Source organism: Fusibacter bizertensis (assembly GCF_029914245.1).
GTDB lineage: Bacteria > Bacillota > Clostridia > Peptostreptococcales > Acidaminobacteraceae > Fusibacter_C > Fusibacter_C bizertensis.
Genome location: NZ_JARYZI010000004.1, coordinates 209232 through 228111 on the forward strand (window position 1 = coordinate 209232; position 18880 = coordinate 228111).

Here is an 18880-nt window from a genome sequence, read left to right on the forward strand (position 1 = left end):
TTAGATCCATCAATTCGGTCATAAGTGGTTGATATAAAAAAAATGATATGATGACAAAGCATCATATCACCTTATTTTTTTCTTCATACATCCGTCGATCAGCCTTTAAAAACAACTCATCAAAATTATCTCCATCATCACCTGATATTGCACATCCTATACTCGATGTAACAATCACAGAGTAACCATTTACATCTAATTTATAAGATAAAACTGATTGAAAACGTTTTTTTATGGTTTTCAAAACGTCGTTACTTTCTACAAATGGAACAACAAGTAAAAATTCATCGCCACCTACTCTAAATAAAACCTCATCTTTTCTTGCAGCTTCATTTAGTCTCAAAGCGGTTTCTCTTAAAACTGAATCACCAACAGTATGACCAAAAGTATCATTTATTTCTTTAAACTTATTGAGGTCTAATAATAAAACCCCTACTTTGTGATCATTTCTTTTCGCTGCTGCAAACAGTTGCTGCATGGTCTCATCAAGTGAGTTTCTATTTCTAAGACCTGTTAGTTGGTCATGCATGGATTCATGTTTTATAATGTCATTTGATTTGAGCATAATAAATGATGCAGATGTTATCGCAATAAACATAAAAAATCCTATTATAATAAACAAATAAACATTTAGATAGGGTAGTGTATCGCTGTTATTGATCACAATACCAAAGTCCCATACAAACATATCATCGGCAAACTTAAACCAGTGGATATTTTCATCTAATAAATTTTTGTCGCCATAGACGATTTGATCATCTGACATGATGATACTTTTTACATTGAGTGAGGACTCAATTTGCTGGATTTTCTCTATAAAGCGATCTCCTTTAAGGACTATACCGATCTGTCCCCAGTATCGATTTCCGTTTTGATAAACTGGTGATCTAATTATAAAGCCAATACCCCCTTGCAATAGATCCACAGGTCCTTGAAAGGTAGGTTTGCCATTTTGCTTTACACTTATAACATAGGGGCTTTGAGCCTTTACCCCAATCAAATCCACACCAATAGTAGACTTGTTGAGCTCATATGGATAATTCCATACAATCGTTGTATCTTTTAAAATTCCTACATTGTTAATGAGATCTCCCTGACTTTTTAAAAGCTCATCAAGATAAGCGTATACATCTTCATCCTCTAAGTTTGAACCAGTCTGTATATACGCTGCAAAACCTCTCATCAAATTGATATTGGTATATACGAGATTATTTAATGCATTATCAAAAACAACGAAATGTTCCGTCGCTTTGATTTGTTCCATCTGATTGACCCGGTTGTACTCATATGTGGAAAAAGCCAAAAAAACAAACAGCAGAATAATCCCCACAACTATAGAGATTCCAAGTGATTTTCTATGTCCTTTTATCAAATATATATTACGCATAAGTGCTCCAGTTCTTATGAATTTGCTTATCTTTGAATTTGTCAATTATGAATCAATTTGTATAATCATAACAATTACTTTATTTATACCTATTTATCTAAGAAAAACGCAACTATTTACCTCGTTATGTAATTCGTTATAGTCAACCTGTACATAAAAACAGCGTGAACATGTGAAATAGATTATTTCTAGATTTAAAGGGTATTAAATCAAAGGTACACCGACTCATTTCACAAGAGGTGAGTGGCAAATCTCACGTGTATACAGTATACTAGGTCTGGGGGAAAGCGCATTGTTTCATGGTAAGCAAGCCCTACGCTATTGTATTGAAAACGAGATTGCTGATTTTGATTTAGCTTTTGCATACGAAGCCTTGGCGAGGGCATACGGGGTGCTTGGTGATGAAACTCATAAAAACTTATATCTTGAAATGGCAAGAACGTCAGCTGAGGGGATTCAAGATCAAGAAAACAAAGGTTATTTGCTATCAGAACTTAGCAGTTTATAAAGTTCCGTAATGAAACTAAATGGGGATTATGATATTAGGAGAAGACTATGTTTAAGAAAAAAAAGACCGAATTAGTAAACAATGACTTATTAACCAAAGATGGGGATGGGTTTAATCAGCATAGTTTAGACAAAAGTACTAATAATCAAAGAGATGAAAATTTGGAAACAACGCTCATGTCAATCAACGAGTTATTACAGTATATGACTCAGCTGGATTATGTTAAAGAGATGTTACTTGATGCAGACAAACAGGCAAGTATGATTGAAAATGTTGCTGCTAGCTCTCAAGAAGTGAGTGCATCAGTGTCTGATATCTCAGAATTCATACTAAAATCAAGCGAAAGTACAAATGATGCCTTGAACCTTACCACAAAATGTGTGAGTGATATCAGTACCTCTTTTAAAATGATTGATGATGCATTTTTAAAAACTCAAGATGCACAAAATGCCATGCATCGTGTTAACACCGAGGCTGATAAAATCGCTGATATGGTAGCAATGATCAAAGCAGTAGCTGATCAGACAAATTTACTTGCACTAAATGCATCTATTGAAGCTGCAAGGGCGGGAGAAGCAGGTCGAGGTTTTTCAGTTGTTGCAGATGAAATCAAAAAACTAGCAGATAGCACAAAGCATCAAGTCAATACTATTCAGACACTTGTTGCAAGCCTCCAAAGCGAGGTTAATAATAGTACATCTGCAATTGATACTGCTACAAGTACTTTTGAAAATGGAAAACATTCTATTGATGATGCCGTAAAAAGTATGGACAGTATGGAGACAGCTTTACAAGGCATAGGGCAGAATTTTATAGAGATTACAGCTAATATTGAAGAACAAACCGCAGCAACAGAAGAGATGGCAGCAAATCTAGCGGTAATAAACGAAAAAATTAAGACCCTGAAGAATGAAACCGAGCGAACAGGTGAAGCGTTCTATGATATCAGTAAATTAGTTGACGATATACGCCTTGCCACTTTAAAGAAAACAACACATCTGAATATCGGTAACCAACTTGAACTTTGTATTAGCGATCATCTCATCTGGAGATGGAGAGTATACAATATGATTCTTGGATTTGATAAATTAACACCAGAACAAGTTGGTACACATAACACTTGTAGGTTAGGTCAATGGGGCAATACCGTTGGTATGGAAATCGACAAGTACAAAAGTACCCTTAAGCAAATGGAAGCACCACATGCAGCTTTACATGACCAGGCCAGTCGTGCAATTAAAGCTTATAATTCGGGCGATACCATCAAAGCCGAGATGGTTTTAAAAGAAATGGATCAAAGCTCTAAGCTTGTAGTCGAATACCTTAGAAAGATCAAAAAATTGTAAAAAAAAGTCCAATTCATTATCTAGAATTGGACTTCTTACGTTTTTCAGCATAAAGCATATGATCCACAGCGACAAGACCTTCTGTACCGCTATTGTAATCCCTTAAAGAGATAAGACTATGAGTCACATCTGTCGTCTCATTATATTTTTTCACATAATCTTTAAATGTACTTTGCACATTTTTTAATTTTTTTGAAAATTCATCTCTTTCTCCGTGATAAATAATCGCAAATTCATCTCCACCCCATCTGCTCACCATATGTTGATTTAAGTCAAACTCTTTTTGAAGCAAATCTGAAAGCTTGATGAGTACAGCGTCACCAGTGTGATGTCCATATAAATCATTGATCATTTTGAAATCATCTAAGTCTAGCATCACAAGATGCGATTGGCTTTCTGCCGTAACACTGATGTCTTCCATTGCTCGATTAAATGCCCTTCGGTTATATAAGCCCGTCAACTCATCTAGATTGGCATATTGATTCAGTCTTTGGTTCATATGTTCATACTCTTTAGCAAAAAGACTGAGTACAACAAATGAGATAATAATCAAAAGTGGTACTTGAATCATGTGATCAATAAACTGGGTTTCTCTAGAGTAAATTGAGACTAAATCAGGATGAAAAAATTCTGTAATTTGCATTCCCATAAAGACAAAGGTTAATGCACCCACTAGAAATAATCTCTTTTTTCCTACAAAAATAAAAGTGATGGTAATTAGAAAGGCAATAGCATAACCAGATGCGTTATTTTGAGAACCACCCGAAGCGAAAAATCCAACTGGTAAAAATATAAAAATTATACTGAGAAATACGCAAAACATAATATGCGGACTCACACGTTCGTTGTCGGTATAGTGTAGTGCAATACTACAAATCGTAAATAAGATCATCCACTTATAATTTAAATCAAATGGAAACGCTGCTGTAAAATTGCCAATAACGCTAATAATCGAAAGCGCAATACCCGCAAACAAAACAGTTTTATATAATCTTAAACGAATATCAACTTGTTTCAAGAAAACCTCCGAATAGCTATGTCTTTTTAAGAACGAATCTCAATTACTCATATTTTACACGATATAAGGGTTCATTTCAAACAATTCTGAATAGCGATGGGCCTATAATGTTTTTAGTTCTAACCAAAGCGTTTCAATTGCCTCAAGAATTTCGTTCTTTCTCACTTCAAGTGCTCCTAAACTAACATAGTCATCATCACATAGGTTCATTTCATTTTCAATCTGTTCTATCTCAAATTCCATGTGTTTCATCTTGCGCTCTAGTGCTACCAAATCACAATCTTCTTTTTCAATATTGACTTTTGTTTTAGGCATCTTTTCATACGATGTGATTTCATCCTTTTCTATCTCTACTGTTTTTTTATAAGTGTCATAGTTTCCAACATAGCTACGAAACCTTTGATTTTCAATCACCAATAATCTCTCCGCTACTTTGTTGATAAAATAGCGATCATGAGAAATAAACAAAATAGTTCCCGTAAATCCCTCAAGTGCATCTTCTAATGTTTCAATCGAATCAATATCTAGATGATTTGTCGGTTCATCAAAGATCAGTAGGTTGATCTCATCAAATAGTAAACGAGATAACTTTAACCTGATCTTTTCGCCCCCAGAAAGAGCCCCTACTATGGTATAAACCGATTGGCCATAAAACATAAACTTCGCAAGATGTTCCCTTGCTTTACCCACAGGTATATCAAGGTCTCGCCTAAACCACTCAAGCGCCGATAAACTTTCATCTTCAAACTCAATATGCTGAGGCAGATATGCGACTTTAGCATTTGCACCAAGTTTTACGATGCCACTATCTGGCTTTTCATACCCGAAAAGCAGTTTTAGAAAAGTAGTTTTACCACTTCCATTTGGGCCAAGAAGTGCAACGCGTTCACCATATCTTATAAGCATAGAGGCATTGTTAAAAATCTCTTTGTCTTCATACGATTTGGTTAAACCTTCACATACAATTGTCTCATTCCCTGTTCTACCTGTAGCTTTTAGATTAAGCTTCATATTTTTTTTATCTTCAATTGGTCTTTCTACAGTCTCCATTTTTTCAAGTTTGATTTGCATGCTTGCAGCACGCCTAAAAAACTTGTTGTTATCTGCTCTAAGTGCCCAATCTCTCAAAGATTTTACAGCTTGTTCGAGAGATTGAATTTTCTTTTGTTGCTCTAAATACTGCGCCATTTGAATACGAACCATTTCTTCTTTTTGTCTTAAATAAGATGAATAATTTCCTTTAAATGAAAGTGCACTTTTTTGTTCGATTTCGATTACTTTATTCACAACTTTATCTAGGAAATAGCGATCATGCGATACAATAATCACTATCCCATTGTAACTTAGCAGGTAATTTTCAAGCCATTCTATAGCATCAGTGTCCAAATGATTTGTCGGTTCATCTAAGAGCAGAATGTCTGGTTGATCCATCAAAATCTTACCCAAAATAACCGTCGTTTTCTCGCCACCACTTAATAAGTCAAATGGTCGATTTAGAAAATCTTCTCTAAATTTTAAACCTACACAGATTCTATTAAATTTTTCCTGTATATCGTACCCACCTGCTAGTTCATAAGCCTCTGTTGTTTTAGCATAATGCTTCAATAGTTTTTCTAATTCAGGCTCTCTTGCACTTTGCATCTCTTTCTCAATCTCACGAAGTGTACGCTCGTGTACTATTGCCTCTTCAAAAGCAAGCATCAGAATATCTTTTACAGTAAGTCCATCAGGATAGCTCGGTATTTGTTCTAAATAAGCGATTTTTGAATTTCTTGGAATATTGATTTGACCTCGATCGTAACCGATACTCCATGAGCCAATATATAAATTAAATGGCTCAATTCCTGCAATTAATTTAAGAATGGTACTTTTGCCACATCCATTTGCACCAACAATACCTACACGTTCTCCCGAGAAGATTTGAAAGTTTAAATCTTCTAAAATAAGTGCTGTACCCATATATTTTAAAACTTGATTAAATGATAATTCGAACATATTGTTTCCCTTCCCTTTTCTTTTTTTTATAAAAAGAACAGTTAGGGCTTGAAATTTAAATTAAAAAAACTGTAGGAAAGACTAAGCTCCTACAGTTTAACTCTACGATTAATACACTGTATGATACAGTGTTTTGTCCGCTTCAAGCCAAAGTATGCTGTCTTCTAACTGCTCTTTATCGAGTGTACGACAAATAAACCCAAATAGCGGGTATGACGTATACTTTTTAAAGTTTGATAAAATCATCAATTCTAGCAGTTTGAAGGTGTCATATAAGTTATTTCTCCTTGGTCTTAAAGTTAATGCTAGTATAACAAAACTTGATAACTGTGTAAACAGAATAATTTATCTAATAAAATTCATCATCACTTTTCTTTCCTGCTCTGGCTTTTCAACCTTATCTTTTCCAGATTCAACAAGTTTAAGCGTCCATGCCATATTTTTGCCAAGAACACGCATAATTTGTTTACCTTCTTCATCTTTTTGAACATCACCTGGCATCGCACCATGGATTACATTCCAATAATTAGTAGATGGGACTAACATTTCTTTATAGTTTAGATAGTTACCCAATTGGTTAAATGTCGGAACGCCTCCTGATCGCCTTACTGCAACCACTGCTGCACCGACTTTGTGTCTTAACTTATCACTTGCGATCGCATAAAACGCGCGGTCTAGAAAAGACTTCATGGTACCACCTATAGCAGCATAATGTACTGGTGTTCCCAGTATTACGCCATCGGCCTTGATCATCATATCTATATATTCATTAACAGGGTCATTTTTGATCACACAATGTGAATCGCCATTTCTATAGCAACCACCACATGCCATACAACCACGGATCACTTTATCCCCAACATGAACAATCTCCACTTCTATGCCTTCTTTTTCTAGTTCTTCAGCAACCATTTGAATCGCTTGATATGTGTTACCTTCTTTTTTAGGACTCCCATTAAACGCTACAACTTTCATCATTTCCTCCTACCTAAATATTACATTTTTATAAATTCGCCTGTTACACGTTGCCTAACACTTTATTGAATGGTATCATTATAATTAATTAACAATTATTCATCAAGTACACACTTAAAAGTTTCTTAGTATCAAAAAGATACCATTGTCGCTATCTCATATTCTCAAGGAGTCTAAAATGTCTAGCACAAATCAAAACTATACGATTAAAAACAAAACATATTCATGCTCTTTTGAAATAACCATGGATCTAATTGGTGGTAAATGGAAGCCTTTAATTTTATGGCATCTAGGTACTAAGGGTACGCTTCGGTTCAACGCGTTAAGAAAGATTATGCCCACTATCACTCAAAAAATGCTGACGCAACAATTACGTGAGCTTGAGACAGATTTATTGGTTAAAAGGACTGTATATGCTCAAGTTCCACCCAAGGTCGAGTACGCTTTAACTGAAACTGGTGCTTCTCTGATGCCCATCCTAAGTTTAATGTGTAACTGGGGACAAAATTATTACTCCGATAACAATACGGTTACAAATCTCACGCCCGAATAAACTCAGATACAGGACTTACATACCCAATTTAAACATAAATTCAAAGTGAGGTAAGACATGAGATTGGTCAATATTTTTGAAATACCCGAAAATGCTATCCTTGCAAGAAGTGTTTATACAAGTAGTGGTAGCATGTTACTAAAAGAAGATACTGTCATCACTGATAAAGCAATAAGAGCACTTCAAAATCAAGATATACATTCTATATATATTACTGACCCTATTACTGAAAGCATCAAAAAAGAGATGAACTTAGACGACGAATTTGACCTAAAGGATGTTATTGATCCTCTCCTAAGGAGAAAATTCAATACTGAATTAAAGGAAGGGATCTCAAGTTTTAAAAGAGCAAAGGGAATTTCTAACTTCTCAAAAGAAGGTGAAAACCTAATGAGACAAGTCGAGGATATTTCTCAAACTATTGTTTCAGAAATTTTGCTACGAAAAGACAGACAGATCACTTTGGTTGATGTTAAACATTTAGATATCTATGATTATGAACATTCCGTTAACACTGCCATCTTATCAGTAATCATCGGTATCAGCTTTGGATTTTCAGAAAAAGAACTATTGAATATGTCTCAAGGCGCACTACTTATGAATATCAGCAACGAGCTACTTGAGCCATTTATTACTAGCAAAAATGAACAACTCTCACAAACGGACTATAACATTATAAGGTCACATCCTGAACTTAGTAGAGAGTTACTTACCGATAATACGCAAGCAAACGCTTTTGTAAAAAACATCGTTCTTAAACACCATGAACGAATGGATGGTAGTGGTTATCCAAAGGGGCTAAAAGCAAACGATATTGATAAGTACACAAAAATCGTCATGATTGCTGATGTATATGATGCCATGACATCTGATAGACCTTACCGGAAAGCATACACGCCGAACGAAGCACTTGAATATATAATGGCCGCTGGTCACTTGTTTGACTATGAGAGCGCTTATGCATTTTCGCGACATATCATACCTTATCCACCTGGTGATTTAGTAGAGTTAAGTGATAGAAGCATTGCCTTGGTACTCAGTAGTAACGAATTGATGCCTCTTAGACCCGTTATACGCGTACTAAGTGGCACATATATAAACCAAGTAATTGATCTAAAATCAAAATACAATATCGTTATAAAAAAAAGAGTCGTTACCATGTCGTAACGACTCTTTTCTTATAAGTAGAAAAGGCTATGTGCCTTCTAACTTAAATTTTAAAATAGGACGCTAATTCCTTTAGTTTAATCGCAACTTTTGCGAGTTCTTCACTCTTATCACTCATCTCGTGAATACTAGCTGATTGCTCTTCGGTAGAGGCTGAAGTTTCTTCTGTAGAGGCTGCATTTTCTTCTGCAATAGCCGATAGATTAGTCATTACTTCCATGATATGATCTTTTTTGGTCTGCATATCAAGACCTGCCTGATCTATAGTTTCAATACGATTTACAATATCATCTATAGACTGTCTTATCGCTTCAAATTGTTCGGTAGTCATTGTAACGCCTTCAAGTTGTTCCGTGACTACGATTCTAATTTTTTCTGATACTTCTACTAAATTTTCAGCGTCTTTATTAAGCACTGAAAGTGCATTGTCTATATCTAATGTAGAATTTTTTGATTGTTCTGCAAGTTTTCTAATTTCATCTGCCACAACTGCAAAACCTCTTCCGTGTTCTCCTGCCCTTGCTGCTTCAATCGAAGCATTTAATGCAAGTAAATTGGTCTGTTCAGAAATAGATGCAATTAAACCACTTACTTCTTTAATTCTGCCTACACTCTTATACGTTGAATCTATACTAACTGTAATTACGTCCATTTCCTGATTGGTTCTGTTTGCTTGGTCGTCTAATTTTTGCATGGATTCAGTTCCAAGCTTTACAACTTTTATAACTTCTTGAGCATTTTCTGCAAGTTGATTGAGTTGGTTTTGATTTGCTTCAATTATTACCCCAAGATTTACAACTTCTTCAGTTCCTTTTTCAGTATCTCTCGCCTGATCTGTTGCCCCTTGTGCCACTTCTTGAATAGCTCTTGATATATCTTCAGAAGTGATTGCAGACTGAGAAGTTGACTCTTTCAACATGTTAGATGATGCACTAACTTCCTCCGATGTTTCAACTATATTTATTGCAATTTGTCTCAGTTCTTCTTTCATGTGTTCAAATGACTGCGCCAAAACACCAATTTCATCTTCTCTCCTTAACATATTGGAATCAATACTAATTGCCAAATTCCCTTCAGAGATCAATTTTGATGCATCCGCAACATTTTTTATCCATTTGGTGATATTTGAGATATAAAATGCTGTGATAAACCCAATTATAATTAAGCCCACTATAGATGCGATAAAGTTAAAATTACGAATAGTTGCTGCTTCCCGAGTAATTTCTTTCGTCGGTATTTCAGATCCCAAAATCCATGTCGGCCCGTACTCAGAAACATCTAACGCCAACAACATCTTAAAATCATGCTTATCTCCTGATATTTTATCTGTAATGCTATTGAGTGTTTGTCCACCAACGACTGAACTTAACAAAGTACTGCTATCACTTGATGAAAATTCTTCTGAAATAGTTCCAATCAAATCTTCATTTGGATGTGCAAAAATCTTGCCGTCTGGTCCTAAAATTTTGATAAATCCGGTATCAAACAACTGAACTTTGTTTAGATCTAACAATAGTTGATCTACGGCGATATCAATACCACCAGCACCATAGAATTTTCCATCAATTACAATTGGAACAGTAATGGTTACCATATTAACTGGTACACCACCTATATCATATACGGTTGGTTCAGTAATAAAAGGTTTTAACGTTTCTTTTGGAATTAGATAATAAGGATCTGTCTCATATGCATAACATCTGTCCAGCGCATAATCACTTCCATCGCGATAAACGAGTGGGACAAATCTACCTTTTTCATCAGAATCTAACCTTCCAACTGATTGCGCATCTAGTCCATCAAATGCATTGGGTTCAAAAACAAACCAGTTATCAGAGGCATACGGCTGGTCCTCAAGTACATTCATCAATATTTGATTCACATTATCTCTCGACAAGATACCCTTTTCCTCTGCGATCTTAACTGCTGAAACCATAGCCTCTGCTGCATTAAGATGATTTTCGAAAAATTTACTAAGAACAAGACCTTCTTTTCTCATTTGTTCTTCTATATACTTTTCAGAGATTGACATCGTTGATTGATATGATAGTGTACTTACAAAAACTGCCAATACTGCTAAAATCACTATTAGAACTCCAACAATGATGACGAGCATTTTTGCTTTTAAGCTCTTTTTAATCATAATAACCCCTCCTCAATATAGTATGTATGAATCAATTCAAAATAATATGAGTCAATTCAAAATAAAATGAATCAATTCTATATCAAAGGAATTATTACACCTCTATAATGACCATTTAATACTGATTATTGTAAATCATTTATTTGAAGTCCTTTGAAATCCTTTGAAGTCCTTTAAAGTTTCTTGCACTTTCAATTATCTTTAAATATACATCAATCATATATGGCTCATTAGAATAACGTTTTAAGTCTGAAATATGAATCCACTTGACCCCACTATTCTCGTCTTCTTTTATCACCAAACTTTTAGATTCATCACCAATCAATACATAAGTGATATTGAGGTGCAAATGTGCAGAAACATAATGCCCTCTTTTTATATGTCCAAGTACTGGTAATATATCTATCGCTAACGGTTCAGTTGATAAAGGCTCTAGAAATTCTATTCCAGTTTCTTCAAGGCCCTCTGATATGGCAACTTCCAGTAAATCTGAGTTACCATCGGCGTGTCCACCAGTCCATGCCCAAGTTTTGTAGATATTATGATGTACCATCAATATCTTATCCAATGTTTCGTTGAGGATTAAACCTGAACTTGTCATATGAGCAATTCGATTCTCTCTTGTTAAAATATTTAATTCATAATCTTTAATATAATCTAATATAATCTCACGATCATGCTTTTCTTGATCACATTTTGGAATATAATTTTTGATTGTTTCGATAAAATGCATAAAAAACTCCTATAATATTAGTGATACCACAATTTCAAATTTTCAAACCCTAACAGTCATCACGTTTTATACAATACATGTTTACTTAAGTGACTTTCTTTAGCAACACTTGGATGGTCAAATGTTGCAACATATTGAAGTCCAATTTTTCGCATGACATTTTCAGATGAAGTGTTAACAGCTGCTGTAAAACTATACACTTCTTTAAAACCTAAAATTTCAAAGCCATATTGAAGACATGCTTTAGCGCCTTCAGTAGCGTACCCTTTTCCCCAAGCCGTTTTATTTAAACGCCAACCAATCTCGATACATGGGGTAAAACTTGCTTTAAAACTAGCTTTATGAAAACCAATAAAGCCAATAAAAGCCCCTGTTTCTTTAACTTCTACTGCATATAATCCAAAGCCCGATTCTTTGAGTTCTCTTTGAATTGCCAAGATAAAATTATCTGTTTCAATTGCACTTGAGGTTTTAGGAAAATAACGCATGACTTCTGGGTCAGCATTCATCTTCTGAAAAACGCCTCGGTCTGATTCTAACCAATCTCTAAGGATTAACCTCTCCGTTTCAATATAGTTCATAATAGCTCCATTCCACGTTTTAAATCTATATTACGCTTTCCTTTTAAAAAGTACAAGTCACGCCCTTTTATACTTACATAAAATTAACAATCCCCTATTCATCTTTCCTCACTTTTAACATCAGCAAGATAAATGTTTAATTTACTTCACATGTTACACTATTTCATATAAAATGATGTTAAAGTAATTATTATCCATTAACTAAACTATACTTAAATTTTTATAAATACTACATATTGCTTTGTGACAAGTATTTCATAATCAAAATTTCATAATCAAGAAAAACACGACACCATACCAAATCACATTAATAAAATGGGGGATAAAATGAATAGAGAAATCCTGTTAAATGAAGTAAGTACAAGTTTAAAAACCGGCGATTTGATCCTCTTCCACGGCATCGAAACATCGAGCAAGCTAATCGAACTCATCGAATGGTCCTATTGGTCACATATAGGCATGGTTGTCCTACCTAAAGATATTGGACTTGAAGGAACCGAGCCATTACTTTGGGAGTCCACTTCATCATCTGATGGTCTAAACGATGTGATATTAGGAGTTCCTAAAAACGACGGTCCAATGCTCGTTAGTTTAGCAGGAAGGTTAGCCATTGATTCCACTGAGCGATTTGATACGCATTTTAAAGTGAAATACCTCAGTCAATCACTTCAAAACGATGAACTGACTGCCCTTAAAAATTGTATCTTAAAACTTCATATGCGTTCCTTTCCATCAGATGCTCAGATGCTTACCGCATACGTTGAAGGGAGACGTCAAAATATTCCCGCTTCGTTTGATAGCTTGTTTTGTAGTCAACTTACTGCCATGACTTTTATGGCGATGAATATGTTATCAAAGTCTTATGTTGCTAATGGTTACTGTCCTAAAGATTTTGATGAGCAACTAAACTTTCCAAAACTTAAAGCCTATCAGTACTTTGATGGGGCAAAGTTGAAAGGCTAGGTAAATATGAAGATAAAAAACTGGCTTGGTATCGTCGTCATACTAATTTTTCTATCAGCTATGCTATACTCAGGCTTATATACAGAAGAGCACTCTATCAACACACCTGGTCCTGTTGATGGCGTACTTGATTTGACCAATTGGTCTTTTGAATCTCAAGGGCCTGTGACACTTGATGGTAAATGGGAATTTTACTTCAATGAATTTCTATCATCTGATGATTTTCAAGGTAGTCAGAAATTCAAACCCACATACATTCAAATTCCTAGCACATTTTCTAGCATGAACGAAGTTAAACCATTCGCGTCTAACAATTTTTATGGTACGCTTAGATTGGTCATAAAACTTCCAGCAAATGATTTGAGCTATGGTTTATCCTCCGATATCGTTTTGAGCTCTTATAAATTATATGTCAATGGGATGCTCTATAGTGAAGTGGGTAAAGTTGGAACTGATAAAGCTTCAAGTGCCCCTTATTATAAATTAAATCAAAGTTACTTCGACGCTAATAGTCGCACTATTGAATTGATCTATCACACTTCTGACTTTAACTTTGGCGATAATGCTATAACGTCACCAAGGCTTGGCTTAGCTACACAGATTGCCAATGAATCCAAACTTAGTTTAAGTCGCGATTTATTTCTTTTTGGTATGCTTTTAATTATGGGAATCTATCACGTCGGGATTTTCGTCATGCGTACAAAAGATAGGACGCCGCTATACTTTGGGATCTTCTGTCTCATGTTTGCACTGAGAATGCTCATCGTTGGCGAAAGATTTTTGCCTTCTCTCTATGAGATTGATTTTAAGGTATATGCACGTGCCTCTTATATAACTGTTTATCTAGGTTATGCATCACTTTGTGGTTTTTTATATTTTTCATTTAAAACTTTGCTGAATCGATGGATGCTTTGGATAAGTGTTGGTGTCTCTGGTTTAACTGCAATCTTAACGCTATTTTTGCCGTTTCCAGTGATTGATCAAATAATTGTTTACTATGTAGGCATTGGGTTCTTAATCCTAATATATGCCCTTATCAAATTACTAATTGGCCTTATCAAAGGCGTTCCATATACAGGAGAAGTAATCGTTGGTTTCGTATGTTTATTAATCGGTTTTGCAAATGATTATTTTTATGAAATCAATCTCACCAATACGCCTTCTATGATCCCATTTGGTTTGTCCATTTTTGTGTTAACACAGGCTTACATGCTTTCGTCTAAATTCTCAAGCGCCTTTTCTAACACAGAAAAACTATCCATTGAAAATGCATCTATATTACTGGATTTAAAACATATAAACGCAAACCTTGAAGCAATCGTCGACAGTAGAACCAGCGATTTAAAAAAAGCACTTAGTGATGTTGAGCTTTTGTCAAAAACAGATTACCTCACTAAGCTCCCTAATCGAAGAAGTATAGTTGCAGATTTAGAAGCACTTATTCACGATCAAATAGAATTTTTTATCGTCATCGCCGATATTGATCACTTCAAAACCTTTAACGATACCTACGGGCATGATATGGGAGACCAACTGCTGATAGAGCTCTCCGATCTGTTAATTAAACAAGTTGGAGAAGATGGATTTGTAGGCAGATGGGGCGGAGAAGAGTTTTTACTAGTTATCTTTGGTGAAGAATCTAAGGAAATCTTTTTAAAAGTGGACGCACTTAGAGAACACCTCTCCAGTCACCAATACCACTCCATTAATGATCAAGTCACCTTAACCTTTGGTCTTTGTAAATACACTGTTGCCAACACCTTAGATCAGTGTATCGCCTGTGCTGATAAAGCACTTTACGATGGTAAGCAAAATGGTCGAAATCAAGTTAGACTTAGAAAATAGCAAAAGGGATTCATCTGAAGTGATATGATGTCTCCAAAGTAGACAATCTAATTAATAAAAATTAGATTGCTATTTTGGAGGTTTTTCTATGCCAAGATGTTATAAAGTAAGTAAAGAAGTTTAGATAAGGACCTGTGAAGACTATCATGTCGTTAAAGGAAGCTATAAATCTATCTCAAGTTCCATTGGTGTAAGTATATTAACATTACAAAAATGGTATTATACTACTATTTATCAAGGTATATTAGCTTTTGAAGAACGACTTGAAATTGTAAAGTGGGTTATTGAGAACAACTTTAATTATAAGGCTGCAATTGAAAAATTTGGTGTTAAATATGTAGCGATTTATCAATGGATAAGATAATATCAGAAGGATAATGGGGCTTCTTTGGAATACAAAAAAAGCGTACTTAGAGAAAAAACTACATTCACGAAAGTAAGAAATGAAGCGGAATACCGTACTGTTGACCATTATAAAACGCATGGTTATTCGGTAAAGATGCTCTGTGATGAGTTTTGCACGCATCAGGAGAAAGAAAGTGAATCACAAAAAGGTCAAACCTGATTATGTATAAGACAATATTTTGTCTCGAGACTTCACTGCGAGCAAGCCAAACGAAAAATGGTTAAAAACTAAAGTGCTTAGCTCCGATGAAATATCGAAACCAAGCACTAATTTTGTGCAGTCTTTAATTAATTGCTTGTCTACTTGACAAAGGGCAGTTCAAAAATCATCGCACCCTTTTTTTATGTTAATAAACATTAATTATTAACTCTGTTAACTATATTTCCTTTTAAAAATTCATCTAAATTGTTTATTGCAATATCCAACAGTCTTGCTCTTGATTCAGTTGGTGCCCATGCAATATGAGGTGTAATAAATAAATTTTTTGCATTCAACAATACGCTATTATCATGTATTGGTTCTGTCTCAACTACATCTAAAGCTGCTGCACCTATTTTTCCTGAGTTTAAAGCTTCAACTAAATCAAATTCATTAATCAAAGGTCCTCTAGAAGTGTTTATGATAATTACGCCTTTTTTCATTTGAGATATTGTATCTTTATTTATCATTCCGCGAGTACTTTCAAACAAGGGAACATGTAGTGATATCACATCTGAATTTTTATAGAGATCTTCTAGCGAGACATATTTAAAATTAGTTGATTCAAAATCAGGGATTGGGTGTGGATCATATGCCAAAACTTTCATTCCAAAAGCTTCAGCAATTTCTGCTGTTCTCTTACCTATTCTTCCAAGTCCAACAACACCTAAAGATTTTCCAGCTAATTCAATTAAAGGCGACTTCCAGTAACAAAAATCTTCACATCTTGCCCAATCACCTTTAAACACAGATTCTGAATGCAATTCAACCCGATGACAAATATTCAATAATAATGCAAATACATATTGAGAAACTGCATCCGTTCCATAAGTTGGAACATTACAAACCGGTATTCCAAATGCTTTTGCGGCTTCTGTATCTACTACATTATATCCTGTTGCCAATACACCAATAAACTTAATTTGTGGACAGGCAACTAGAACTTCTTTTGTGATGGGCGTTTTATTCGTATAAACAATTTCAGCTTTACCTATACGTTCGATTATTTCATTTTCTTTAGTTCGCTCATATACAGTTAAATCTCCAAGTTTTGACAAACCATCCCAAGAAATATCGCCTGGATTTAATGTGTAACCATCAAGTACTACTATCTTCATCGTATATTCCTTTCACTATTCAATCGCCTAAAAAAACTTATTTATTTAGTTTCATTCCGATTTTAAGCAATCTACATAAATTTTCAATGGATTCTTTAATACGCTTTTCTGCATTTAATGTTAAATCTTCTTCTGAAATCACACCCGCGATGGTCGAGACGATAGCATTAATTCCGTGATCATAAACTACTTTTGATTGATCTCCTTCAGTACCAACAAGTGCAATAACCTCAACGTTAAAGTCGAGACATCTACCAGCTACACCTACAGGGACTTTACCATATATAGATTGAGCATCGATCTTTCCTTCACCTGTAATCACCAAATCCGCATTTGAGACCATAGAGTCAAAGGAAACCAAATCTAAGATTACTTCAATACCTGGTTTAAGCTTTGCACCTAAAAAACTTACAAGTGCAGCACCTAATCCACCGGCTGCTCCTGCACCGTCAATCAAGTCAACATCTATGCCTACTGTTTCTAGTAAGATTTTTTTATAGTTAACCATTCCCGCTTCAAGTTCCAATAAAGTTTTATCATTTGCACCCTTTTGAGGACCATAAATCATCGTTGCACCTTTTGGACCAGTCAAAGGATTACTCACATCACACATTACCGTAATTGGTATTTTTTTTAATTCTTCAGGAATACCTGAGGCATCAATTCTACGAATCCTTTTGAGAATTTGACCACCCTGCTCTAAGATTTCACCACTTTCATCAAAAAATCTTACCCCCAAAGCTTGAAGCATACCAGTACCACCATCATTGGTTGCACTACCACCGATTCCTATGATGATTTCATCTGTATCATGTTTTAATACTTCCAAAATCATCTCACCGACACCATAAGTCGAGGTTAATAATGGCATTCTTTCTTTTGAACTTATCTTGGTAATACCAGAAGACTCAGCCATCTCTATAATTGCAGTTCGGCCACACATGCCAAATGAAGCTTCAATCAATCGACCTAGAGAATCACGGACAAGAGCCAAGTGTTTTTCTCCCCTTAACGCGCTCACAATAGAATCTACAGTTCCCTCTCCACCATCAGCTATTGGCACTTCATCAAAAGTCACATCATCAAAATGATGTTCAAATCCTTCTCGAATATAATGAATCACTTGCTCTGATGAAAATGTCCCTTTAAAAGAATCTGGAATTAATATGATGTGCATGCCGTTCTCCTATTTATCAATATTATCTACTCTGACCAATTATCTTTCCATTCACTAAGTGTATCTTCAATGATATTTATGATACAATCTTTATCCTTTCTCTCCAAAGCACTGATAATCCGTTCATGATTTATGATGCTTCGTTCAATTCCGTTTTTTTGACTAATCGACTTCCCAATATACTCTGGAATAAATTGCATAATTGTTAAGCCAACTCTTTGAATAAGCGGATTGGCAGTCATTTCGAGTAAAGTCTGATGGAAAAGTAAGTCTTGCTTAACATAAAAATCTACGGATTCAATATGGTCTTTCTCCCATCTTTCTCTTGTTAAGTCTACTAGTGCTTTAAGTTCAATTAATTGATTACTTGTAATCTTATCCATTGCAGAAAAGATAATCATACTTTCAAACATGACTCTAAACTCATATATATCGCTCGCTGATTTCGGCTCAATGATAAGAGAAAATATCAAGGGGTCAAAAAAACTAGGGCTTACTTTTGATGCTACAAAAGTGCCTCTACCCCGTTGGATTTCTAAGATGCCAATCGCACTTAAAATTTTAATTGCTTCTCTAATAGAATTGCGACTTACACCCAATTTTTCTGCTAGTTCAGTTTCTGTAGGAATTTTATCTCCTGCAGTATACTCTTTGTTTATAATTAATGAGGATATTTGGTTGACAACATTTCCTACTACCGACTGAGAATCAATCTTATCAAATTGTAATGGGTTCATTATTTTCGCCTCTCTATATTAATTTTTAAT

At 35.0% G+C, this 18880-nt stretch carries 18 protein-coding genes; 8 read left to right on the forward strand and 10 right to left on the reverse strand.

All coding sequences use genetic code 11. The features are described 5' to 3' along the window. Positions 1 to 61: 61 nt before the first annotated feature. Positions 62 to 1387 (reverse strand): sensor domain-containing diguanylate cyclase, encoded by a 1326-nt coding sequence (locus tag QE109_RS07875; protein WP_281093891.1) that lies wholly within the window; start codon positions 1385 to 1387, stop codon positions 62 to 64. 292 nt (positions 1388 to 1679) lie between these two features. Here QE109_RS07875 and QE109_RS07880 point away from each other — a divergent pair, with 292 nt between their 5' ends. Continuing rightward, a complete protein-coding gene (locus tag QE109_RS07880; protein WP_281093892.1) occupies positions 1680 to 1895 on the forward strand; it encodes a hypothetical protein in 216 nt (71 codons plus the stop codon). 47 nt (positions 1896 to 1942) lie between these two features. Then, a complete protein-coding gene (locus tag QE109_RS07885) occupies positions 1943 to 3241 on the forward strand; it encodes a methyl-accepting chemotaxis protein (RefSeq protein ID WP_281093893.1) in 1299 nt (432 codons plus the stop codon). A gap of 16 nt (positions 3242 to 3257) precedes the next feature. On the opposite strand, the gene QE109_RS07890 is transcribed toward QE109_RS07885, so the two are convergent. The 3 genes from QE109_RS07890 to QE109_RS07900 all read right to left on the reverse strand — a co-directional run bounded on the left by QE109_RS07890 (position 3258) and on the right by QE109_RS07900 (position 7229). Continuing rightward, entirely contained in the window at positions 3258 to 4259 is a 1002-nt protein-coding gene (locus tag QE109_RS07890) for a GGDEF domain-containing protein (RefSeq protein WP_281093894.1), read from the reverse strand. Positions 4260 to 4361: 102 nt separating this feature from the next. Then, positions 4362 to 6254: a ribosomal protection-like ABC-F family protein gene (gene abc-f, locus QE109_RS07895; protein ID WP_281093895.1), complete on the reverse strand. Its 1893-nt coding sequence runs from the start codon at positions 6252 to 6254 to the stop codon at positions 4362 to 4364. A gap of 345 nt (positions 6255 to 6599) precedes the next feature. Then, positions 6600 to 7229: a flavodoxin family protein gene (locus tag QE109_RS07900; protein ID WP_281093896.1), complete on the reverse strand. Its 630-nt coding sequence runs from the start codon at positions 7227 to 7229 to the stop codon at positions 6600 to 6602. Positions 7230 to 7407: 178 nt separating this feature from the next. On the opposite strand from QE109_RS07900, the gene QE109_RS07905 reads away from it, so the two are divergent. Both QE109_RS07905 and QE109_RS07910 read left to right on the forward strand, forming a co-directional pair. After that, positions 7408 to 7782 carry a winged helix-turn-helix transcriptional regulator gene (locus QE109_RS07905; RefSeq protein ID WP_281093897.1) on the forward strand — a complete coding sequence of 125 codons (375 nt, stop codon included), beginning with the start codon at positions 7408 to 7410 and terminating at the stop codon, positions 7780 to 7782. 57 nt (positions 7783 to 7839) lie between these two features. Continuing rightward, positions 7840 to 8949, forward strand: coding sequence for an HD-GYP domain-containing protein (locus QE109_RS07910; RefSeq protein WP_281093898.1), 1110 nt, complete (start codon positions 7840 to 7842; stop codon positions 8947 to 8949). A gap of 43 nt (positions 8950 to 8992) precedes the next feature. On the opposite strand, the gene QE109_RS07915 is transcribed toward QE109_RS07910, so the two are convergent. From QE109_RS07915 to QE109_RS07925, 3 genes are all read right to left on the reverse strand, one after another. Further along, positions 8993 to 11092: a methyl-accepting chemotaxis protein gene (locus QE109_RS07915; protein WP_281093899.1), complete on the reverse strand. Its 2100-nt coding sequence runs from the start codon at positions 11090 to 11092 to the stop codon at positions 8993 to 8995. 139 nt (positions 11093 to 11231) lie between these two features. Further along, complete coding sequence (locus QE109_RS07920; RefSeq protein ID WP_281093900.1) at positions 11232 to 11825, reverse strand: NUDIX hydrolase; 594 nt, start codon at positions 11823 to 11825, stop codon at positions 11232 to 11234. A gap of 59 nt (positions 11826 to 11884) precedes the next feature. Further along, positions 11885 to 12406, reverse strand: coding sequence for a GNAT family N-acetyltransferase (locus QE109_RS07925; RefSeq protein ID WP_281093901.1), 522 nt, complete (start codon positions 12404 to 12406; stop codon positions 11885 to 11887). A 327-nt stretch (positions 12407 to 12733) separates the two neighbouring features. Here QE109_RS07925 and QE109_RS07930 point away from each other — a divergent pair, with 327 nt between their 5' ends. The 4 genes from QE109_RS07930 (at position 12734) to QE109_RS07940 (ending at position 15779) form a co-directional block, all read left to right on the forward strand. After that, the gene (locus QE109_RS07930) at positions 12734 to 13369 is read left to right on the forward strand and encodes a hypothetical protein (protein ID WP_281093902.1); all 636 of its coding nucleotides are present in this window, start codon (positions 12734 to 12736) and stop codon (positions 13367 to 13369) included. Positions 13370 to 13375: 6 nt separating this feature from the next. Continuing rightward, positions 13376 to 15214 (forward strand): sensor domain-containing diguanylate cyclase, encoded by a 1839-nt coding sequence (locus QE109_RS07935; protein ID WP_281093903.1) that lies wholly within the window; start codon positions 13376 to 13378, stop codon positions 15212 to 15214. 268 nt (positions 15215 to 15482) lie between these two features. Beyond that, entirely contained in the window at positions 15483 to 15578 is a 96-nt protein-coding gene (locus QE109_RS17745; RefSeq protein ID WP_425365115.1) for a hypothetical protein, read from the forward strand. Between the two features lie 24 nt (positions 15579 to 15602). Further along, positions 15603 to 15779: a hypothetical protein gene (locus QE109_RS07940; RefSeq protein ID WP_281093904.1), complete on the forward strand. Its 177-nt coding sequence runs from the start codon at positions 15603 to 15605 to the stop codon at positions 15777 to 15779. Between the two features lie 197 nt (positions 15780 to 15976). Here the strand turns inward: QE109_RS07940 and QE109_RS07945 are convergent, their stop codons facing one another. The 3 genes from QE109_RS07945 to QE109_RS07955 are packed head-to-tail and all read right to left on the reverse strand — an operon-like array spanning position 15977 to position 18850. After that, a complete protein-coding gene (locus QE109_RS07945; protein ID WP_281093905.1) occupies positions 15977 to 16936 on the reverse strand; it encodes a D-2-hydroxyacid dehydrogenase in 960 nt (319 codons plus the stop codon). 37 nt (positions 16937 to 16973) lie between these two features. Then, entirely contained in the window at positions 16974 to 18113 is a 1140-nt protein-coding gene (locus tag QE109_RS07950) for a glycerate kinase family protein (RefSeq protein ID WP_281093906.1), read from the reverse strand. Positions 18114 to 18139: 26 nt separating this feature from the next. Next, positions 18140 to 18850 carry a FadR/GntR family transcriptional regulator gene (locus tag QE109_RS07955; RefSeq protein WP_281093907.1) on the reverse strand — a complete coding sequence of 237 codons (711 nt, stop codon included), beginning with the start codon at positions 18848 to 18850 and terminating at the stop codon, positions 18140 to 18142. Between the last annotated feature and the right edge of the window lie 30 nt (positions 18851 to 18880).

Bases quoted from the DNA above. Each gene is read 5' to 3' on its own strand.
- QE109_RS07920 (WP_281093900.1), bottom strand. From the start codon at position 11,825: ATGCATTTTATCGAAACAATCAAAAATTATATTCCAAAATGTGATCAA.
- QE109_RS07925 (WP_281093901.1), bottom strand. From the start codon at position 12,406: ATGAACTATATTGAAACGGAGAGGTTAATCCTTAGAGATTGGTTAGAA.
- QE109_RS07910 (WP_281093898.1), top strand. From the start codon at position 7,840: ATGAGATTGGTCAATATTTTTGAAATACCCGAAAATGCTATCCTTGCA.
- QE109_RS07875 (WP_281093891.1), bottom strand. From the start codon at position 1,387: ATGCGTAATATATATTTGATAAAAGGACATAGAAAATCACTTGGAATC.
- QE109_RS07915 (WP_281093899.1), bottom strand. From the start codon at position 11,092: ATGATTAAAAAGAGCTTAAAAGCAAAAATGCTCGTCATCATTGTTGGA.
- QE109_RS07930 (WP_281093902.1), top strand. From the start codon at position 12,734: ATGAATAGAGAAATCCTGTTAAATGAAGTAAGTACAAGTTTAAAAACC.
- QE109_RS07885 (WP_281093893.1), top strand. From the start codon at position 1,943: ATGTTTAAGAAAAAAAAGACCGAATTAGTAAACAATGACTTATTAACC.
- QE109_RS07955 (WP_281093907.1), bottom strand. From the start codon at position 18,850: ATGAACCCATTACAATTTGATAAGATTGATTCTCAGTCGGTAGTAGGA.
- QE109_RS07945 (WP_281093905.1), bottom strand. From the start codon at position 16,936: ATGAAGATAGTAGTACTTGATGGTTACACATTAAATCCAGGCGATATT.
- abc-f (WP_281093895.1), bottom strand. From the start codon at position 6,254: ATGTTCGAATTATCATTTAATCAAGTTTTAAAATATATGGGTACAGCA.
- QE109_RS07905 (WP_281093897.1), top strand. From the start codon at position 7,408: ATGTCTAGCACAAATCAAAACTATACGATTAAAAACAAAACATATTCA.
- QE109_RS07935 (WP_281093903.1), top strand. From the start codon at position 13,376: ATGAAGATAAAAAACTGGCTTGGTATCGTCGTCATACTAATTTTTCTA.
- QE109_RS07900 (WP_281093896.1), bottom strand. From the start codon at position 7,229: ATGAAAGTTGTAGCGTTTAATGGGAGTCCTAAAAAAGAAGGTAACACA.
- QE109_RS07950 (WP_281093906.1), bottom strand. From the start codon at position 18,113: ATGCACATCATATTAATTCCAGATTCTTTTAAAGGGACATTTTCATCA.